Origin of the sequence: Oryzomicrobium sp., assembly GCF_036820405.1 — a bacterium.
Lineage (GTDB): Bacteria > Pseudomonadota > Gammaproteobacteria > Burkholderiales > Rhodocyclaceae > Oryzomicrobium.
Map to the genome: position 1 here is coordinate 30,380 of NZ_DAISLS010000013.1, position 17,347 is coordinate 47,726.

The 17,347-nt window shown below is 68.9% G+C and carries 18 protein-coding genes and 2 tRNA genes; 6 read left to right on the forward strand and 14 right to left on the reverse strand.

The features are described from left to right. From V7Z98_RS13585 to ccmA, 11 genes are all read right to left on the reverse strand, one after another. Positions 1–339, reverse strand: a complete 339-nt coding sequence (locus V7Z98_RS13585; protein WP_334158588.1) for a chaperone NapD — start codon at positions 337–339, stop codon at positions 1–3. After that, positions 336–908, reverse strand: coding sequence for a ferredoxin-type protein NapF (napF, locus tag V7Z98_RS13590; protein WP_334158589.1), 573 nt, complete (start codon positions 906–908; stop codon positions 336–338). Before napF ends, V7Z98_RS13585 begins: the two co-directional genes overlap by 4 nt. A 223-nt stretch (positions 909–1,131) precedes the next feature. Next, positions 1,132–1,989: a c-type cytochrome biogenesis protein CcmI gene (gene ccmI / locus V7Z98_RS13595; RefSeq protein ID WP_334158590.1), complete on the reverse strand. Its 858-nt coding sequence runs from the start codon at positions 1,987–1,989 to the stop codon at positions 1,132–1,134. Next, on the reverse strand, positions 1,986–2,531 hold the full coding sequence (locus tag V7Z98_RS13600; RefSeq protein WP_293260425.1) for a cytochrome c-type biogenesis protein: 546 nt from the start codon (positions 2,529–2,531) through the stop codon (positions 1,986–1,988). Before V7Z98_RS13600 ends, ccmI begins: the two co-directional genes overlap by 4 nt. Beyond that, the gene (locus V7Z98_RS13605; protein ID WP_334158591.1) at positions 2,528–3,097 is read right to left on the reverse strand and encodes a DsbE family thiol:disulfide interchange protein; all 570 of its coding nucleotides are present in this window, start codon (positions 3,095–3,097) and stop codon (positions 2,528–2,530) included. The genes V7Z98_RS13600 and V7Z98_RS13605 overlap by 4 nt, the downstream gene beginning before the upstream one ends. A gap of 48 nt (positions 3,098–3,145) precedes the next feature. Next, entirely contained in the window at positions 3,146–5,137 is a 1,992-nt protein-coding gene (locus V7Z98_RS13610; protein ID WP_293260431.1) for a heme lyase CcmF/NrfE family subunit, read from the reverse strand. A gap of 96 nt (positions 5,138–5,233) precedes the next feature. Continuing rightward, positions 5,234–5,734 (reverse strand): cytochrome c maturation protein CcmE, encoded by a 501-nt coding sequence (gene ccmE, locus V7Z98_RS13615; protein ID WP_334158592.1) that lies wholly within the window; start codon positions 5,732–5,734, stop codon positions 5,234–5,236. Beyond that, on the reverse strand, positions 5,731–5,931 hold the full coding sequence (gene ccmD / locus V7Z98_RS13620) for a heme exporter protein CcmD (RefSeq protein ID WP_293260437.1): 201 nt from the start codon (positions 5,929–5,931) through the stop codon (positions 5,731–5,733). Before ccmD ends, ccmE begins: the two co-directional genes overlap by 4 nt. Before the next feature lie 17 nt (positions 5,932–5,948). After that, positions 5,949–6,689, reverse strand: coding sequence for a heme ABC transporter permease CcmC (ccmC, locus tag V7Z98_RS13625; protein WP_293260440.1), 741 nt, complete (start codon positions 6,687–6,689; stop codon positions 5,949–5,951). Between the two features lie 70 nt (positions 6,690–6,759). Next, positions 6,760–7,428, reverse strand: coding sequence for a heme exporter protein CcmB (ccmB, locus tag V7Z98_RS13630; RefSeq protein WP_334158593.1), 669 nt, complete (start codon positions 7,426–7,428; stop codon positions 6,760–6,762). Next, the gene (gene ccmA, locus V7Z98_RS13635; protein ID WP_334158594.1) at positions 7,421–8,050 is read right to left on the reverse strand and encodes a cytochrome c biogenesis heme-transporting ATPase CcmA; all 630 of its coding nucleotides are present in this window, start codon (positions 8,048–8,050) and stop codon (positions 7,421–7,423) included. The genes ccmB and ccmA overlap by 8 nt, the downstream gene beginning before the upstream one ends. 382 nt (positions 8,051–8,432) lie before the next feature. Here ccmA and V7Z98_RS13640 point away from each other — a divergent pair, with 382 nt between their 5' ends. From V7Z98_RS13640 to V7Z98_RS13665, 6 genes are all read left to right on the forward strand, one after another. Then, on the forward strand, positions 8,433–10,706 hold the full coding sequence (locus tag V7Z98_RS13640) for an NADP-dependent malic enzyme (protein WP_334158732.1): 2,274 nt from the start codon (positions 8,433–8,435) through the stop codon (positions 10,704–10,706). Positions 10,707–10,832: 126 nt separating this feature from the next. Continuing rightward, positions 10,833–11,969 (forward strand): MlaE family ABC transporter permease, encoded by a 1,137-nt coding sequence (locus tag V7Z98_RS13645; RefSeq protein WP_334158596.1) that lies wholly within the window; start codon positions 10,833–10,835, stop codon positions 11,967–11,969. A gap of 1 nt (position 11,970) precedes the next feature. Further along, a complete protein-coding gene (locus tag V7Z98_RS13650; protein WP_334158597.1) occupies positions 11,971–12,747 on the forward strand; it encodes an ABC transporter ATP-binding protein in 777 nt (258 codons plus the stop codon). Continuing rightward, positions 12,744–13,742, forward strand: coding sequence for an MlaD family protein (locus V7Z98_RS13655; protein ID WP_334158598.1), 999 nt, complete (start codon positions 12,744–12,746; stop codon positions 13,740–13,742). The genes V7Z98_RS13650 and V7Z98_RS13655 overlap by 4 nt, the downstream gene beginning before the upstream one ends. Continuing rightward, complete coding sequence (locus tag V7Z98_RS13660) at positions 13,739–14,356, forward strand: PqiC family protein (RefSeq protein ID WP_334158601.1); 618 nt, start codon at positions 13,739–13,741, stop codon at positions 14,354–14,356. Before V7Z98_RS13655 ends, V7Z98_RS13660 begins: the two co-directional genes overlap by 4 nt. A 293-nt stretch (positions 14,357–14,649) precedes the next feature. Then, positions 14,650–16,308, forward strand: a complete 1,659-nt coding sequence (locus V7Z98_RS13665) for an L-lactate permease (RefSeq protein ID WP_293260460.1) — start codon at positions 14,650–14,652, stop codon at positions 16,306–16,308. Between the two features lie 135 nt (positions 16,309–16,443). On the opposite strand, the gene V7Z98_RS13670 is transcribed toward V7Z98_RS13665, so the two are convergent. From V7Z98_RS13670 to V7Z98_RS13680, 3 genes are all read right to left on the reverse strand, one after another. Further along, positions 16,444–16,519: transfer RNA gene (locus tag V7Z98_RS13670), tRNA-Lys, on the reverse strand. A 58-nt stretch (positions 16,520–16,577) separates the two neighbouring features. Continuing rightward, positions 16,578–16,653 (reverse strand) — tRNA-Lys (locus V7Z98_RS13675). Positions 16,654–16,720: 67 nt separating this feature from the next. Continuing rightward, positions 16,721–17,248, reverse strand: coding sequence for a flavin reductase family protein (locus tag V7Z98_RS13680; protein ID WP_334158602.1), 528 nt, complete (start codon positions 17,246–17,248; stop codon positions 16,721–16,723). Positions 17,249–17,347 lie beyond the last annotated feature (99 nt).

The window sequence follows — 17,347 nt, forward strand, 5'->3', positions numbered from 1 at the left end:
TCAGGCCTCCTGGAATTTGCGGACGGATTCGGGGGATGCGCCGCCGGCGTCGGCGGGGGCGGAGGCCACGACGGGCGCCTCCTCGGTTGCTGTGCGTTCGGAGCGTTCGGAGCGTTCGGAGTGCTCGTAGGCCAGAGTGACGCAGATCACCGGCTCGAGCTGCTGGACCCGGGTCAGGGCCGTCGAAACGGTCTGCTCCGGCGTCTCTTCGACGGTGACGATCATGCGGCCGTCCTCGGTCTCGGCATGGATCTCGGCGCCGGGGATGGCGAGGAGGGCGTCGCGCAGGACCGCCATCTTGGCGGGCTGGGCGCGGACGACCAGGCTGGCTAGGTTCATGGAGCCTCCGTCGGAAAGAGAGGGGCGGAGGCGCGCTCCGCCGCGGGAAGGGGGGAGGAGCCGGCGGCGCGGCGCCGGGGTTCGATGGCGCCGGCCGGGCAAACCGGCACGCAGGCGCCGCAGCCGGTGCAGGCATCGGCATCAAGGGCCGGCAAAGGGGCGCCGCCCAAACGGGGACGGAACCGGATCGCCCCGGCCTCGCAGTGCTCGCCGCAGCTGCGGCATTCGACGCCCCGGCCGGGCAGGCAGGCTTCGGTAAAGGCCACCGCCAGATTCCAGGGTTCGACCGCATCGGCAGCGAACGCCCCGTCGCGGCAGGCGCTTACGCACTCGCGGCACAGGGTGCAGCCGGCGGCGGCGAAGGTCAGTTCGGGAAAACCTCCGTCGCCGCGCTTCAGCACTCCGGCGGGACAGGCGGCGATGCAGGCGTCGCAACGGCTGCAGGCGGCGGCGAAGGCCGCCTCATCCGTCCAGGCCAGGCTCCAGGGGGGGCGGAACGGCAACACGGCACCCTGCCCCGCTTGGCGGAAGCGGCCGAACAGCAGATGGCGGCGTGCGAGCTGGGTCATGGTCGGTTTCCTCAGGAGAACACTTCTCCTGGCCGTCACTATAACCACATTCCCAGTCGGGAAATTTGATTCCGAGCAAAAACCGCATAACGCCCGGAGATCGAGTACACAAGCCAATCTCCACCCTGTTTAGAATTTTCCCAATAACGCTCCGAGGGCAAAAAAAGACCGGCGCCTGGGCGCCGGTCGGGAAAAGACGGGAAAACGTGAAGTCAGTATCGGGTCAGGGCTTGGCCGGGGTTTTCCCGGCGGCCGCCGCCTGGGCCCGGGCCTTCTCGATGGCGGACTTGATGGTGGCCTCTTCCTCCGAGCCCGGCTCGGCAGCGGGCAGGGCTTTGCTCCACAGATCGGCGGCGCGGGCGAACTGACCCTGGGAGGCGGCAGCGGCGCCGGCCAGGAGCAGCACCTTGGGCGACTGGGGATCGGCCTTGAGGGCCCGCTCCAGCAGCTTGGCCGGCTCGCCGGCGAAGCCCTGCTGGGCGTAGGCCTTGGCCTCGGCCCAGTCGGCCAGCAGGTCCGCGTTCTCGCCGACCCGCTTGACCGCCTCGGCGAAGGCGCCGGCGGCGTCGTCGTAGCGGCCCAGCACCTTGTAGGAGCGGGCCAGCATCACCCAACCCTCGGGGTTGTCCGGGTTGGCCTTGAGCTTTTCCGACAGGGTCTTGACCATGCCCTCGATCTGGGCGGCGGTAACCTGGGGGCGCTGCTCCCGGGCCGCCGGGTCCAGGGCCCGGGGCGTGCCGAGCAGGGCGTAGCCCAGGCCGCCCAGCAGGGGCACCAGCACCAGCAGGGCGATGGCGGTGCGCTTGGCGCCCGGAGTGGGCTTGGCCGGTGCGGCCTCGCCCTCGGCCACGTCGTCGAGAAGGCGCTTCTTCAGTTCAGCCTCGGCGCTGGCGAAATCGGCCGGGGCGAGCAGGCCGGCGTCCCGGTCCCGGCTCAGTTCGGCCAGCTGGTCGCGGAAGATGGCCAGATTGGCGGCGCGGCGGTCGGCCCCGGCGTCGGCGGCGGGCTTGAGCAGGGGCGGCAGGAGGCGGGCGCAGACGGCGGCGATGAGCAGCGCCGCGACGATGGCGAAAGCGGTCATGGGGCAGGCTTATTGGAGGATTCGGGCGGGACCGGGCGATCCAGGCTGGCGAGCAGGGCGTCGGCCTGGCTGGCTTCGGCGGCGGACAGGTCGGCGGGCGGCACCTCGCGGCCCCGGCGGCGCAGGATGCGCACCAGGGCGCCCAGGCCGACCAGCACCAACGCCAGGGGGCCGAACCAGAGCAGCACGGTGGCGGCCTTGAGGGGCGGCCGGTAGAGGACGAAGTCGCCGTAGCGGTCCACCAGGTAGTCGGAAATCTCCTTGTCCGACTTGCCGGCGCGGATCTGCTCGCGGATTTCGTCGCGCAGGGCCTCGGCCAGCTCGGCGTGGGAACCGGCCAGAGATTCGTTCTGGCAGACCAGGCAGCGCAGGTCCTCGGAGATGGCGATCATGCGCTGCTCGACCACCGGGTCGTCGGCCAGGGGCGCGGCCTCCTTGGCCTGGACGGCGAAGGGCAGGACCAGGGCGGCGGCCAGGCAGGCGGCGCGCAGCAGGGCGGCGGGACTCGGCCTCAGACCCAAGTTCAGGTTGCGCGGGCTCACTTGGACAGCTCCCGGATGGCCGGCATCAACTTGGTGGCGATCACCTCGGGGGACACCGGGCCGACGTGCTTGAGGCGGATCACCCCGTTCTTGTCGATCAGGAAGGTTTCCGGGGCGCCATAGACGCCGTAGTCGATGGACGACTTGCCGCGGCCGTCGAAGACGGTCACGGCGTAGGGGTTGCCGAGCTTTTCCAGCCAGATTTTGGCCCGTTCCCGCTCGGTGTCCTCGGCGCCCTTCTCCAGGGTGAAATCGACGCCGACGATGGGCACCACGCCCTGCTTGGCGAACTCCACCAGCACCGGGTGCTCGTCCTTGCAGGCCGGGCACCAGCTGCCCCAGAAGTTGAGCAGCCAGACCTTGCCCTTCATGTCGGCCGGGGTGAAGGTCTTGCCCGATTCGTGCAGCAGCGGCAGGACGAAGGCCGGGGCGGGTTTGTCGAGGAACTGGGAAGGCAGGATTTCCTGCCCGCCGCCCTCGCCCCGGTTGCCCTTGATGACCAGCCCGGCGGCGAGGAAGCCGACCAGGGCGAGGAAGCCGACGAGGGGCCAGAGGAATTTGTTCATGGCGTTGAAAAGAGTCGTGGCGAAGGTTCGTGACGGGAAAAGGACGGATCAGGCCTGGGGCGCCAGGGCCGCCTCGGCCTCGGCGCCGCGCTTGGCGCGCACCCGGTAGCGCCGGTCGGAGGCGGCGAGCAGGCCGCCGGCGGCCATCATCAGGCAGCCCCACCAGATCCAGTCCACGAAGGGCTTGTGGTACACCCGCACCGCCCAGGCGCCCTCGGGCTGGTTCTTGTCGATGGGTTCGCCCAGGGAGACGTACACGTCCCGGGTGAAGCCGGTATCGATGGCGGCCTCGGTCATGGGCATGGCCGAGGAGAAGTAGTTGCGCTTCTGCGGGTTGAGGTGGCGCAGCACCTTGCCGTCGCGGGACAGTTCCACGTCGCCGGCCAAGGCCACGTAGTTGGGGCCCTTTTCCTCGCGCACACCGATGAAGCGGAAGTCGTAGCCGCCCACGGACACCGTGTCGCCCGGCTCCATCTTCACGTCGCGTTCGGTCTCGAAGCCCTTGACCATGGTCACGCCGACGATGAACGCCGCCACCCCCAGGTGGGCCAGGTGCATGCCCATGAACGAGCGGGGCTGACGGCGCAGGGTAGCGGCGAAGGAATCGCCGCCCCGGGTGGCCTGCACCCGTTCGACGATGTTCATGACCGCGGTGATCAGCACCCACACGGCCAGCAGCAGACCCAGGCCGATCAGCGGGGTGAACTTGCCGTAGATGAAGGGCAGGGCCACCCCGGCCACTACGGCGGCAGCGAAGGCCCAGCGCAGCAGACGGGCCAGTTCCTTGAGGCTGGCCTGCTTCCAGCGGGCGAAGGGGCCGACGCCCATGAGGAACACCACCGGCACCATCAGGGGCACGAACACGGCGTTGAAGTAGGGGGGGCCCACCGACAGCTTGCCGGCGCCCAGGGCGTCGATGGCCAGGGGGTAGAGGGTGCCGAGCAGCACGGTGGCGCAGGCCACCGCCAGCAGCACGTTGTTGGTGAGCAGCAGGGATTCCCGGGACACCAGGGCGAAGCGGCCGCCCAGGCCAACCTTGGGGGCACGCCAGGCGAACAGGGCCAGGGAGGTACCGACCACCAGGACGAGCAGGAAGAGGATGAAGATGCCGCGCTTGGGGTCGGTGGCGAAGGCGTGCACCGAGGTCAGCACCCCGGAGCGGACCAGGAAGGTGCCGAGCAGGGACAGGGAGAAGGCGGCGATGGCCAGGATCACCGTCCAGTTCTTGAAGCTGCCGCGCTTCTCGGTCACCGCCAGGGAGTGGATCAGGGCGGTGCCCACCAGCCAGGGCATGAAGGAAGCGTTTTCCACCGGGTCCCAGAACCACCAGCCGCCCCAGCCCAGTTCGTAGTAGGCCCACCAGGAGCCCAATGCGATGCCCAGGGTGAGGAAGATCCAGGCGGCGGCGGTCCAGGGGCGCGACCAGCGGGCCCAGGCGGCGTCGAGCTTGCCGGAGATGAGGGCGGCGATGGCGAAGGCGAAGGCCACCGAGAAGCCGACGTAGCCCATGTACAGCATGGGCGGGTGGAAGACCAGGCCCGGGTCCTGCAACAGCGGGTTCAGGTCGCGGCCTTCCTCGGCGCCGGGCAGCAGGCGCTCGAAGGGGTTGGAGGTGAACAGGATGAACAGCAGCAGGCCCAGGGACACCAGGCCGAGCACCGCCAGCACCCGGGCCACCATGGCGTCCGGCAGCTGGCGCGAGAACACCGACACCGCCAGGGCCCACAGGGAGAGCAGCAGTACCCACAGCAACAGGGAGCCTTCGTGGCCGCCCCACACCGCGGCGACCTTGTACTGCACCGGCAGCAGCGAGTTGCCGTGCTGGGCCACGTAGAGCACCGAGAAATCGTTCTGCAGGAAGGCGGCGGTGAGGCAGCCGAACGAGACGATCAACAGCAGGGCGTGGGTCTGGGCCGCAGGCCGGGCCAGGGCGATCCAGGCGGGGCTGCCGCGCTGGGCGCCGATCAGGGGCAGCACCCCTTGGACGAGCGCCACCAGGGCGGCGAGGATGAGGGCGAGATGGCCGATTTCGGGGATCATGAGGCGCTGTCCGGAAATACCGCCGCCGGAGGAACCGGCGGCATCAGGGCGGAGGCGGCGGAGCGGCAGGCGCCCCGCAGGCAAAACAACGGGAGCTTACTTGGCCGTGGCAGCGGCGGGCGTACCAGTCGGTAACGGCGCCGCCCCGTCGCCCTCGGCCTTGTTGGCGGCGGCCCGGGCGTGGGCGTCGGAGACGGCCTTGGCGGCCTCCGGCGGCATGTAGTTCTCGTCGTGCTTGGCCAAGACTTCGGAGGCGACGAAGCGCTCGCCTTCGAGCTTGCCCTGGGCGACCACGCCCTTGCCCTCCTGGAACAGGTCGGGAAGGATGCCCTTGTAGGCCACCGGCAGGGTCTTCTCAGTGTCGGTGACGACGAAGCGCACGGTGACGCCGTCGGCCTCGCGCTGCACCGAGCCCTTCTCGACCATGCCGCCGATGCGGAAGGTCTTGCCCTGGGGGGCCTTGCCGGCAGCCACGTCGGTGGGCGAGAAGAAGAACACCAGGTTGCTGTTGAAGGCGTTGAGCACCAGGGTGGCGGCGACGCCGAGGGCGGCCAGGCCGCCAACGATCAGGGCGAGACGTTTGTGACGGGACTTCATGCGGACTTCCTTGCGGCGGTGGTCTCCAGCTCCTCGGCGCGCAGTTCGCGCTTGAGCCGGTTGACCACGTTGAGACGGCGGCGGGCCACCAGGATCGGCTCCACCACCAGGGCCAGGGCGGTCACCCCGAGGGAGCCCCAGACGTAGAGGGCGTAGCCGCCCATGGCAAAAAATTCGCTGGCGCTGTTCCAGTGCATGCGTGAGTTCCTCCTGCTCAGGCCTGGCGGACCAGGGCGCGCACCCAGTCGGTATGGCGTTCCCGGTCGAGAATGATGGCGCGCACCCGGGCGAAGGCCACGGCGATGGTGTACATCCAGAACGACAGGGCCATCAGCAGCATGCCCCACAGCATGGTGTGGGCCATCGACGGCGCCTTGGTCATGGAGATCGAGGCTCCCTGGTGCAGGGTGCTCCACCACTGCACCGAGAAATAGATGATCGGGATGTTCACCACTCCCACCAGCAGCAGCACCGCCCCGGCCTTGTCGGCGCGGCGCGGGTCGTCGATGGAGGCCACCAGGGCCATGTAGCCGACGTAGAGGAAGAACAGGACCAGTTCCGAGGTGAGGCGCGCATCCCACACCCACCAGGTGCCCCACATCGGCTTGCCCCACAGGGCACCGGTCCACAGCGACAGGAAGGCGAACAGGGCGCCGGTGGGGGCCAGGGCCTGGGCCATCATGCCCGACAGGCGGGTGTTGAAGACCAGGTTCATGGCGCCCCAGAAGGCCATCGCGCAGTAGATGAACATGCTCATCCACGAGGCCGGCACGTGCACGAAGATGATGCGATAGCCCTCGCCCTGCTGGAAGTCGGTGGGGGCGACGAACAGGCCGAGCCACAGCCCGGCGGCGCCGAACAGGATCGCCAGGGCGACGAACAGGGGACGCAGGCGGCCGGCCAGGGGGTAGAAGGTGGCCGGAGCGGCGTAGTGGAAGAGGTTAAGGTTGCTCATGGGCAGCCCGTTGCATGATTGGCGTTGCAAGAAAAGTGAGTAACCACTGACTTATTCATGGCGAAGCATATCAGTCTACCGCGATCCGCAGCCCCGCCGCAGCGGCGAAGGGGGCGAAACACAGGCCGGCCACGGTGAGCGCCGCCAGCAGCGACAGGTGGGCCTGGGGCCCCAGGCCGGTCAGGGTGGCGTCCACCGCCCCGGCGCCAAAGATCAGCACCGGCACATAAAGAGGCAGGATCAGCAGAGACAGCAGCACCGCGCCGCCGCGCAGCCCCAGGGTCAGGGCGGCGCCGATGGCGCCGATGCCGGACAGGGCCGGGGTGCCCAGGGCGATCGACAGGGTCAGCACCGCCAGGGCGTCGCCGGGCAGGTCGAATTGCAGGCCGAGCACCGGAGCCACCAGGGCCAGGGGTAGGCCGGCCACCAGCCAGTGGGCGATCACCTTGCCGAGCACCACCAGGCCGAGGGGCTGGGGAGCGAGCATCAGTTGCTCCAGGCTGCCGTCGCGGAAATCGTCGGCAAACAGGCGCGGCAGGGTGAGCAGGGTGGACAAGAGAGCGCCGACCCACAGCACGCCGGGGGACAGCTTGCGCAGCAGGTCCGGTTCCGGCCCGACCCCCAGGGGGAACAGGCTGGCGACGATGACGAAGAAGAACAGGGCGGCGCCGATGTCGGCCTGGCGGCGCCAGGCCAGTTTCAGGTCGCGGCGGACGACGGCCAGTATTACCTCAAGCATCGCCGCGCTCCCCCAGCCACAGGCCGCGCACGGTAGGGCCGGGCACGGTGACCGGCTGGTGCGTGGTCAGCACCGCCAGGCCGCCGCCGGCCACGTGGGCGCCGATCCGTTCGGCCAGCCAGGCCACCGCCGCCACATCCAGAGCGACGAAGGGTTCGTCGAGTACCCACAGGGGGCGCCGGTCGCGGATCAGCCGGGCCAGGGCGACGCGGCGCTTCTGCCCCTGGGACAGCACTCGGCAGGGCAGGTCGGCGCGGCTCGCCAGGCCCACCTCGCCCAGGGCCTGGAAATCCCGTTCCTCGTCGGCGGCCAGGCCGGCGACGCGGGCCGAGACGGCCAGGTTCTCCAGGGGAGTCAGTTCTTCCTTGATGCCGTTGCCGTGGCCCAGGTAAGCGAGCTGACCCCGGTAGTCCTCGCCCAGCTTGGCCACCGGGGCACCCTGCCAGCGGATCTCGCCGTCCACCGGCTGGGTCAGGCCCACCAGGGTGCGCAGCAGAGTGGTCTTGCCCGCGCCGTTGTGGCCGGAAACATGGAGCAATTCCCCCGCGTCGAGCCGAAAGCCGACCCCGGCGAACAGGCGGCGGTCGCCGCGGGCGCATTCCAGGTTGGTCACTTCGAGCATGGGCGGAGGGGCAGGGCAGACTGCGGCAAGGGCAGGGAGAGTGGCAGAGCGGAGGGCGGGCCGGGCGGCAAAGCGGCGCTCCGCGGTGGCGTCGATCCCCGCAACGGCCGGGGCGACGGGCAAATTTTGAACGGCGAAGTGTAGCCGCAGCATGACGATAATCAAAATATGCCGAATTGCCCGCCACACCGGGCCGGCAGCCCTTCGGCGACTGGCTGCCGGCCGGCCGGAAAGCGGGGCGCGGGGCCGGACTTTGCAGCCGCAAGGGGGAGGAGGATAATCGAGCCCTTTTTCTTCTTGCCTCCGCAGCCGCCCGCCGCCCCCTCCCGGCCCGGGCCCGGAGGCTCCCCAACGAGGAGACACCATGGAAAAGAAGGGACCGATGGAGCGTGACCTGCGCGAGGCCGCCCTCGAATACCACCGCCTGCCGACCCCGGGCAAGATCGCGGTGCGCCCGACCAAGGGCCTGACCAACCAGCGCGACCTGGCCCTGGCCTACTCGCCCGGCGTGGCCTACGCCTGCGAAGAAATCGTCGCCAATCCGGGCGCCGTCGATGAAATGACCTCCCGCGGCAACCTGGTGGGCGTGGTCACCAACGGCACCGCCGTGCTCGGCCTGGGCAATATCGGCCCCCTGGCCGCCAAGCCGGTGATGGAAGGCAAGGGCTGCCTGTTCAAGAAATTCGCCGGCATCGACGTCTTCGACATCGAAATCTCCGAGAACGACCCGGACAAGCTGATCGACATGATCGCTGCCCTGGAACCGACCCTGGGCGGCATCAACCTGGAGGACATCAAGGCCCCCGAGTGCTTCTACATCGAAGAGAAGCTCAAGGAGCGCATGTCCATCCCCGTCTTCCACGACGACCAGCACGGCACCGCCATCATCTCCGCCGCGGCCATGCTCAACGGCCTCAAGGTCATCGGCAAGGACGTGGGCAGCGTCAAGGTGGTCTGCTCCGGCGCCGGCGCCGCCGCCATCTCCTGCCTCAACCTGTGGTGCGAACTGGGCATCAAGCGCGAGAACGTCACCGTCTGCGACTCCAAGGGCGTCATCTATGTCGGCCGCGACGCCAACATGGAGGCGACCAAGGCCCGCTACGCCCAGGAAACCGCCGCCCGCACCCTGGGCGACGCCATCGTCGGCGCCGACATCTTCCTCGGCCTGTCCGCCGCCGGCGTGCTCAAGCCCGAGATGGTCAAGCAGATGGCCAAGGACCCGCTGGTCTTCGCCCTGGCCAACCCGACCCCGGAAATCATGCCGGAGCTGGCCAAGGAAGTGCGCCCGGACGCGATCATCGCCACCGGCCGCTCCGACTACGCCAACCAGGTCAACAACGTCCTGTGCTTCCCCTTCATCTTCCGCGGTGCCCTGGACGTGGGCGCCAAGCGCATCACCGAAGAGATGAAGCTGGCCTGCGTCAAGGCCATCGCCGCCCTGGCCCAGGAAGAGATCAGCGACGAAGTGGCCCTGGCCTACCCCGGCCAGCAGCTCGCCTTCGGCCCGGAATACCTGATTCCTAAACCCTTCGACCCGCGCCTGATCTCGATCATCGCCCCTGCCGTGGCCCAGGCCGCCGTGGATTCCGGCGTCGCCACCCGGCCCATCCCCGACATGGCCGCCTACCGGGACAAGCTCAAGGAATTCAACACCCACACCGGCGTGGGCATGCGCGCCGTGTTCCTGGCCGCCAAGCAGGGCCCGGTGCAGCGCATCGTCTACGCCGAGGGCGAGGATGAACGCGTGCTGCGCGCCGTCCAGGTGGTGCTCGAAGAGCGCCTGGCCAAGCCGATCCTGGTGGGCCGCCCCGAGGTGATCGAGGCCCGCCTGCAAAAGATCGGTTCCAAGCTCAAGGCCGGCGAGCACTTCGAAGTGGTCAACCCGAACTACGACGACCGCTACAAGGAATGCTGGAGCGCCTACCATCAGATGATGAAGCGTCACGGCGTGACCATCGACATCGCCAAGATGCGGCTGCGCGCCGACAACACCATCATCGGCGCCATGCTGGTCAAGCTCGGCTACGCCGACGGCCTGATCTGCGGCGTGTCCGGCCGCTTCGCCCACCATCTGCGTCAGGTGGACGAGGTGATCGGCAAGGCCCCGGGCCACGACACCCTGGCCGCCATGAACCACCTGCTGCTGCCGGGCCGCTCCCTGTTCCTGTGCGACACCCACGTCAACGAGACCCCGGACGCCGCCCAGATCGCCGACATCGCCCTGATGGCCGCCGAGGCAGTGAAGAGCTTTGGCCTGACGCCCAAGGTCGCCCTGCTCTCCCACTCCAACTACGGCTCCTCCCAGTCCGCCTCGGCGCGCAAGATGGCCGCCGCCCTGGAGCTGGTGCGGGCCAAGGCCCCGGAGCTGGAAGTCGACGGTGAAATGCACGGCGACTCCGCCCTGTCCGAGGAAATCCGCCACCAGTCCGATCCGGAATCCCCCCTCAAGGGCGAGGCTAACGTGCTGGTGATGCCCAACCTGGACGCCGCCAACATCTCCTACAACCTGCTCAAGATGACCGGCGGTGAAGGCGTGACCATCGGCCCCATCCTGCTCGGTGCCGCCCGCCCGGTGCACGTGCTCACCTCCACCGCCACCGTGCGGCGCCTGGTGAACATGACCGCCCTGGCGGTGGTGGACGCCGGCCGCCGCTAAACCGGCGCGCCCGCTCTCCGCACGACCGGCGGCTCCGCAAGGGGCCGCCGGTTTTTTTACGCCCGGACTTGTCATTACGCCGGCATCGCCCATAATCGCTGCTTGGTTTTCCTGCTGCGCCGCAACGTGACCGATCCGCTTTTGCCACCGCCCCGTTTCGCCATCGACGCCAGCCCCGGCGGCGCCCGGCTGGCCCTTGGCGGCGCCTGGCGCCGCGACCAGGCCCGGCCCGCCCCGGCCGCCATCATTCAGGCCGCCCGGAGCGCCCTGCCCGGCGGCGGCACCCTGGCGGTGGACGGCAGCGCCCTGGGCCCCTGGGACGGCACCCTGCCCGCCTTGCTGCGCGAACTGGCCGACGCCCTGGCCCCGGGCATCGTCCTCGACCTGGCCGCCCTACCCTCGGGCGCCGCCCGCCTGGTGGCCCTGGCCGGCGCCAGCGTCCCGCCGGACAAGCGCACGCCGCCGCCGGACAACTTCTTCCGCCGCATCGGCCAATCCACCCTGGACCGGCTCGCCGACGGCCGCGAGTTCCTGCGCTACCTGGGCGAAATCATCCTGGCCCTGGGCGCCTTCCTGGGCGGCCGGGCGCGCATGCGCCGCAGCGACTTCTGGTGGGTGGTCCAGGAAGTGGGGCCCCAGGCCTTTCCCATCGTCACACTGATCAGCCTGCTGGTGGGCCTGATCCTGGCCTACATGGGCGCCCAGCAGCTGGCCATGTTCGGCGCCCAGATCTACATCGCCGACCTGGTGGGCATTGGCATGGTGCGCGAGATCGCCGCCCTGATGACCGGCATCGTGGTGGCCGGGCGCAGCGGCGCGGCCTTCGCCGCCCAGCTCGGCACCATGCAGGTCAACCAGGAGATCGACGCCTTCCGCACCTGGGGCATCCCGCCGGTGGAGTTCCTGGTGCTGCCCCGGCTCCTCGCCCTGGTCGTGATGATGCCCCTGCTCACCCTCTACGCCGGGCTGGTGGGGGTGCTGGGCGGCGCCCTGGTGGCCCTCACCATCTTCGACATCGGCGCTTTCGAGTACTACCACCAGACCCTCGCCGCCTTGACCCTGACCCACATGGCCGTGGGCCTCTTCAAAGGCACCCTGTACGGCTCCCTGGTGGCCCTGGCCGGCTGCGTGCGCGGCCTGCAATGCGGGCGCAGCGCCCAGGCGGTGGGCGAGGCCACCACCTCGGCAGTGGTCACCAGCATCCTGTTCATCGTGGTGGCCGCCTCCCTGACCACCATCGTCTTCCAGAAACTGGGGATCTGACGTGGTTGTGCCGACCCCGGACATCGCTCCCGCCGCCCCGCCGCCGATCGAGGTGCGCGACCTGACCATGGCCTACGGTGAACGGGTGATCCAGCGCGACCTCAACTTCACCATCGCCGCCGGCAGCATCTGCGCCATCATGGGCGGCAGCGGCTGCGGCAAGAGCACCCTGATGCGCCACCTGATCGGCCTGGAAGCGCCGGCCAAGGGCCGGGTGCTGCTGCAAGGCCAGGACCTGTGGGCGACGCCGGACCGGGAGCGGGAAGCCCTGCTGCGCCGCTTCGGGGTGATGTTCCAGCTGGGCGCCCTGTGGAGCTCCCTGACCCTGATCGAGAACGTGCTGCTGCCCCTGGGCGAGTACACCGACCTGTCTCCGGCCGACGCCCGGGCGGTAGCCCGCTTCAAGCTGGCCCTGACCGGGCTGGAAGGCTTCGAGGACTACTATCCCTCGGAAATCTCCGGCGGCATGGTCAAGCGTGCCGCCCTGGCCCGGGCCATGGCCCTGGACCCGGAAATCCTCTTCATCGACGAGCCCTCCGCCGGCCTCGACCCGATCAGTTCGCGCCGTCTCGACGACCTGATCCTGGAGCTGCGCGACAGCCTGGGCACCACGGTGGTGATCGTCACCCACGAACTGCCCAGCGTCTTCGCCATCGCCGACGACGCCCTCTTCCTCGACAACCAGACCCGGACCTTGATCGCCCAGGGCAGTCCCCGCGACCTCGCCCATTCCGACAATCCCGCGGTCCGCGCCTTCATGAACCGGGAAGCCCCATGAGCAAACGCGCCAACCCCACCCTGATCGGCATCTTCGTCACCGGCGCCCTGGCCCTGCTGGTGGCCGCCATCCTCGTTCTCGGCAGCGGCAACGCCTTCAAGAAGACACGCAAGGCCATCATGTACTTCGACGGCTCGGTCTACGGCCTGCAAGTGGGCGCCCCGGTGGTGTTCCGCGGCGTGCGGGTGGGCACGGTGCAGAAGATCGGCATCGAGACCGACCCGGCCTCCCATTCCCTGGTGATCCCGGTGATCGCCGAATTCACCGCCGACCAGACCATCAACCCCTTCTACAAGAGCGAGCACGACGCCATCGACGCCGACTTCGACCGGCTCGTCTCCCGGGGCCTGCGCGCCCAGCTCGACTTGCAGAGCCTGCTCACCGGCCAGCTGATGGTCCAGCTCGACTTCAACCCGAGCAAGGAAGGCCGGGTTCTGGGCCTGCACCCGGAGATGCAGGAGATTCCGACCGCCCCCTCGCCCCTCCAGGCCATCTCCAACGAACTGAGCCGCCAGCCCCTGGACCAGGTGATCGGCGAATTCACCCAGGGCATGAAATCCCTGAGCCAGCTGCTCAACTCCCCGGACCTGCGCCACACCATCGAAAGCCTGGCGCGCACCTCGACCAACCTGGAAAACCTCAGCGACCAGCTGCGCAGCGGCACCCCAGCGCTGCTCAAGCGCAGCGACGCCACCCTGGCCTCCCTGGAAAAGGCCGCCGACAAGGCCGCCGCCGCCCTGGACAACGTGAACGCTCTGACCAGCCCGGATTCGGAAACGGTGCGCCAACTGCGCGGCACCCTCAAGGACCTGAGCACCGCCGCCCACAACGTGAATGCCCTGACCGGCGACGATTCGGCCACCCTGGACCAGTTGCAGCGCACCCTGCGCGACATGCGCGCCATGGCCCGCAACGTGCAGAACCTGGCCGACACCCTGGACCGCCACCCGGAAGCCCTGCTCCGGGGCAAGGCCACCACCGGAGAGACCCAATGACCCGCCGCCGCGCCCCGTTCAGCGCCCGCACCGCGCTCACCATCCCCGCCCTCGGCCTGGCCGTCCTGCTCCAGGCCGGCTGCGGCGCCACGCCGCCCTCGCGCTTCTACGTCCTGCCCGCCCCGCCCACGGCCACGGCCACCGCGCCCACCGTCCCGGCCAGCTACCCGGCCCTGCGCCTGCTGCCGGTGCGCCTGCCGGACTACCTGTCCCGGCCGGCCATGGCGATCCGCCAGGACGACAGCGAGATCCGCTACCTGGACACCACCCGCTGGGCCGAACCCCTGGACGACGGCGTCACCCGCGCTCTGGGCCAGGCCCTGATCGAGCGCCTGGGCGACCGCCGGGTCTACCGTAGCGGCCTGGGCAACGGCATCGTCACAGCCGACGCCCTGCCCCTGCGCGTCGAGGTGCTGCGCTTCGACAACGCCCCGGACGGCAGCGCCGTGCTCGAAGCCCGCTGGCAGCTCGGCAACGCGCCCTGGCAGCGGGGCCGCTACATCACCCCCGCCGCCGGGTCCGAGCGCAGCGGCGCCGTGGCCGCCCTGGCCGCCACCCTGGGCCAGTTGGCCGACGCCATCATCGCCAGCCCGATTCCGGCCGCCAAACCCTAAGCGCCGCCCCTCTCCGCCAGCACCCGCGCCGAGGCCCGCCTTCCGTCCATGACGGAAGACGGGCCTCGGCGTTTCTACGGGCCGTTCCGCCCCGCCACGGCGACAAAATTACGATTAGTACACTTGGTTACGCAAATCGCTATACTCGTCACAGCCGGCGCAAGTTGTCTTACAAGTTGCCCGGCCACGGGCAGCCGCATCCGCCCTCACCTGCGACCCGCCGATTGACGCGATCCCCGAGCCACGGGCCGCCATCAGAACACCGGGGAAGACATCAAAGGAGAGGAGTACCCATGGTCTGGCAACAAATCTACGATCCCTTCGGCAGCATGGTCGTCTCGACGGCCCTGGCTGCCATTCCGGTGGTGGTGATGCTGGTCGGCCTCGGCTTCCTGCATCTGAAGGCCCACGTGGCCGCCGGCGCCGGCCTGGTCAGCGCCATCGTCATCGCCATCGTCGCCTTCGGCATGCCCTCCGAGATGGCCGGCAAGGCGGCCCTGCTCGGCGGTCTGACCGGTTTGCTGCCGATCGGCTGGATCGTGCTCAACATCATCTTCCTGCACCAGCTGACCGAGCAGAACGGCTCGTTCAAGATCCTCCAGGACTCCATCGCCGGCATCACCGAGGACCGGCGCCTGCAACTGCTGCTGATCGCCTTCGCCTTCGGCGCCTTCTTCGAGGGCGCGGCCGGCTTCGGCACCCCGGTGGCGGTGACCGCGGCGATCCTCATCGGCCTGGGCTTCTCGCCCCTGGCCGCCTCGGGCCTGTCCCTGATCGCCAACACCGCACCGGTGGCCTACGGCGCCCTGGGTACGCCGATCATCACCCTGGCCAAGGTGCACAACTACGACGTGATGGCCATCTCGGCCATGGTCGGCCGCCAGTTGCCGTTCTTCTCGCTGATGGTGCCGTTCTGGCTGATCTGGGCCTTCGCCGGGCGGCGCGGCATGATGGGCATCTGGCCGGCGATCCTGGTCACCGGGGTGAGCTTCGCCATTCCCCAGTACCTGGTGTCCAACTTCTTCGGCCCCGAGCTGGTGGACGTGATCGCCGCCCTGGTGTCGATGACCTGCCTGGTGCTCTTCCTCAAGGTCTGGCAGCCCAAGCAAATCTGGACCAAGACCTCGCTCCGGGGCCACGAGGACAGCGACCCGGGCCAGGAAGCCAGCAAGCCGGTCAAGCATCCCACCGCCGACGTGGTGCGCGCCTGGACCCCCTGGGTGATCCTCACCGTGTTCGTCTTCATCTGGGGCCTGCCGCCGGTGAAGGACTTCCTCAACGGCCTGTACGCGCCCAAGTTCCCCATCGACGGGCTGCACCAGCTGATCGAGAAGATGCCGCCGGTGGTGACCAAGCCGACCAAGGAAGGGGCCGTCTACATCTTCAACCTGCTCTCGGCCACCGGCACCGGCATCTTCGTCGCGGCCCTGGTCGGCGGGCTGGTGATGAAGTACAACCCGTTCCAGTTGATCGCCAGCTACGGACGGACCCTGTGGCTGGTCAAGTTCTCCCTGCTGACCATCGTGCTGATGCTGGCCCTGGGCACCCTGACCCGCTACTCGGGGCTGGACACTACCCTGGGCCTGGCCTTCGCCCAGACCGGCGTGCTCTATCCCTTCTTCGGTACCCTGATGGGCTGGCTGGGGGTGGCGCTGACCGGCTCGGACACGGCCTCCAACGTGCTGTTCGGCGGCATGCAGAAGGTGGCGGCGGACCAGATCGGCGTCTCGCCCAACCTGATGGGCGCGGCCAACAGCTCGGGGGGCGTGATGGGCAAGATGATCGACGCCCAGTCGATCGTGGTGGCCTCCACGGCGACCCGCTGGTTCCACCACGAGGGCGACATCCTGCGCTACGTGTTCTTCCACTCCATAGCCCTGGCCTGCCTGGTCGGCATCCTGGTCACCCTCCAGGCCTACGTGCCGCCCTTCACCCACATGGTGATCCACTGAGCGCACTGGGCCAATCGCAAAAAAACCCCGCTTCGGCGGGGTTTTTCATGGAACGTGGGCAATCCCGGCAAAAGTGCATGAATCGCCACGCCGAAAAGCAAAAACCCCAGCCCGGAGGCTGGGGTTTTCTAAAACTGGTGGGCCGTGAAAGATTCGAACTTTCGACCTACGGATTAAGAGTCCGCTGCTCTACCAGCTGAGCTAACGACCCAGTTTTTACTGCGCTTGCGAAGTCTAACTCGCCATTGCCGCAACTACCAAGTGGTCATTGGTGGGTCGGGAGAGATTCGAACTCTCGACCAACGGATTAAAAGTCCGCTGCTCTACCGACTGAGCTACCGACCCCCAAGTGAGCGCAAGATTATAAAAAAAGCGAAAACGATCTGTCAATGCATTTTCGCGCCTGTTTGTCTTATTGGGAGACGTCGCCGAGGTGGCGGTAGCGGCCGTCGTGGAACAGCAGGGGGGCCCGGGAGGGGTCCCGGTCGATGCCGACCACTTCGCCGATGAAGATGAGGTGGTCGCCGCCGGGAACGCGCTGGGTGTTCCTCACCTCGAACCAGGCGCAGCAGCCCGACAGCAGGGGTGCGCCGCCGGCGCCGGGACGCCAGTCCACGCCGTCGAACTTGTCGGCCAGGCGCGAGGCGAACTGGTTGGACACGCCGGCCTGGTCCGCCGCCAGCACGTTGATCGCGTAGTAGTGGGCGGATTCGAAGGCTTCCCGGCTGGGGGAATCGGCCGACAGGCTCCACAGGACGAGCGGCGGCTCCAGGGATACCGAGTTGAACGAGCTGACCGTCAGGCCGATCGCCACCCCGTTGGGGTCCAGGGTGGTCACCACGGTAACGCCGGTGGCGAAACGCCCCAAGGTATCCCGGAGTTCCCGCGAATCGAACGGGGGAGCGTCGGCCAGGCTGTCGGTGGCGGAACGGAGGGTCATGATGACGGCGCGGGCAAAAGGCGCGATTTTACATCAGTCCGCCCCCGGCACCGGCCCACGCCCGGGCCGGGCGCGATCTGGCGTGGCGTAGCGGGGCGG

Excerpts from the sequence above, each read along its gene's own strand:
- V7Z98_RS13585 (WP_334158588.1), bottom strand. The coding sequence starts at position 339 with ATGAACCTAGCCAGCCTGGTCGTCCGCGCCCAGCCCGCCAAGATGGCG.
- napF (WP_334158589.1), bottom strand. The coding sequence starts at position 908 with ATGACCCAGCTCGCACGCCGCCATCTGCTGTTCGGCCGCTTCCGCCAA.
- ccmI (WP_334158590.1), bottom strand. The coding sequence starts at position 1,989 with ATGACCGCTTTCGCCATCGTCGCGGCGCTGCTCATCGCCGCCGTCTGC.
- V7Z98_RS13605 (WP_334158591.1), bottom strand. The coding sequence starts at position 3,097 with ATGAACAAATTCCTCTGGCCCCTCGTCGGCTTCCTCGCCCTGGTCGGC.
- V7Z98_RS13610 (WP_293260431.1), bottom strand. The coding sequence starts at position 5,137 with ATGATCCCCGAAATCGGCCATCTCGCCCTCATCCTCGCCGCCCTGGTG.
- ccmE (WP_334158592.1), bottom strand. The coding sequence starts at position 5,734 with ATGAAGTCCCGTCACAAACGTCTCGCCCTGATCGTTGGCGGCCTGGCC.
- ccmD (WP_293260437.1), bottom strand. The coding sequence starts at position 5,931 with ATGCACTGGAACAGCGCCAGCGAATTTTTTGCCATGGGCGGCTACGCC.
- ccmC (WP_293260440.1), bottom strand. The coding sequence starts at position 6,689 with ATGAGCAACCTTAACCTCTTCCACTACGCCGCTCCGGCCACCTTCTAC.
- ccmB (WP_334158593.1), bottom strand. The coding sequence starts at position 7,428 with ATGCTTGAGGTAATACTGGCCGTCGTCCGCCGCGACCTGAAACTGGCC.
- ccmA (WP_334158594.1), bottom strand. The coding sequence starts at position 8,050 with ATGCTCGAAGTGACCAACCTGGAATGCGCCCGCGGCGACCGCCGCCTG.
- V7Z98_RS13640 (WP_334158732.1), top strand. The coding sequence starts at position 8,433 with ATGGAGCGTGACCTGCGCGAGGCCGCCCTCGAATACCACCGCCTGCCG.
- V7Z98_RS13655 (WP_334158598.1), top strand. The coding sequence starts at position 12,744 with ATGAGCAAACGCGCCAACCCCACCCTGATCGGCATCTTCGTCACCGGC.
- V7Z98_RS13660 (WP_334158601.1), top strand. The coding sequence starts at position 13,739 with ATGACCCGCCGCCGCGCCCCGTTCAGCGCCCGCACCGCGCTCACCATC.
- V7Z98_RS13665 (WP_293260460.1), top strand. The coding sequence starts at position 14,650 with ATGGTCTGGCAACAAATCTACGATCCCTTCGGCAGCATGGTCGTCTCG.
- V7Z98_RS13680 (WP_334158602.1), bottom strand. The coding sequence starts at position 17,248 with ATGACCCTCCGTTCCGCCACCGACAGCCTGGCCGACGCTCCCCCGTTC.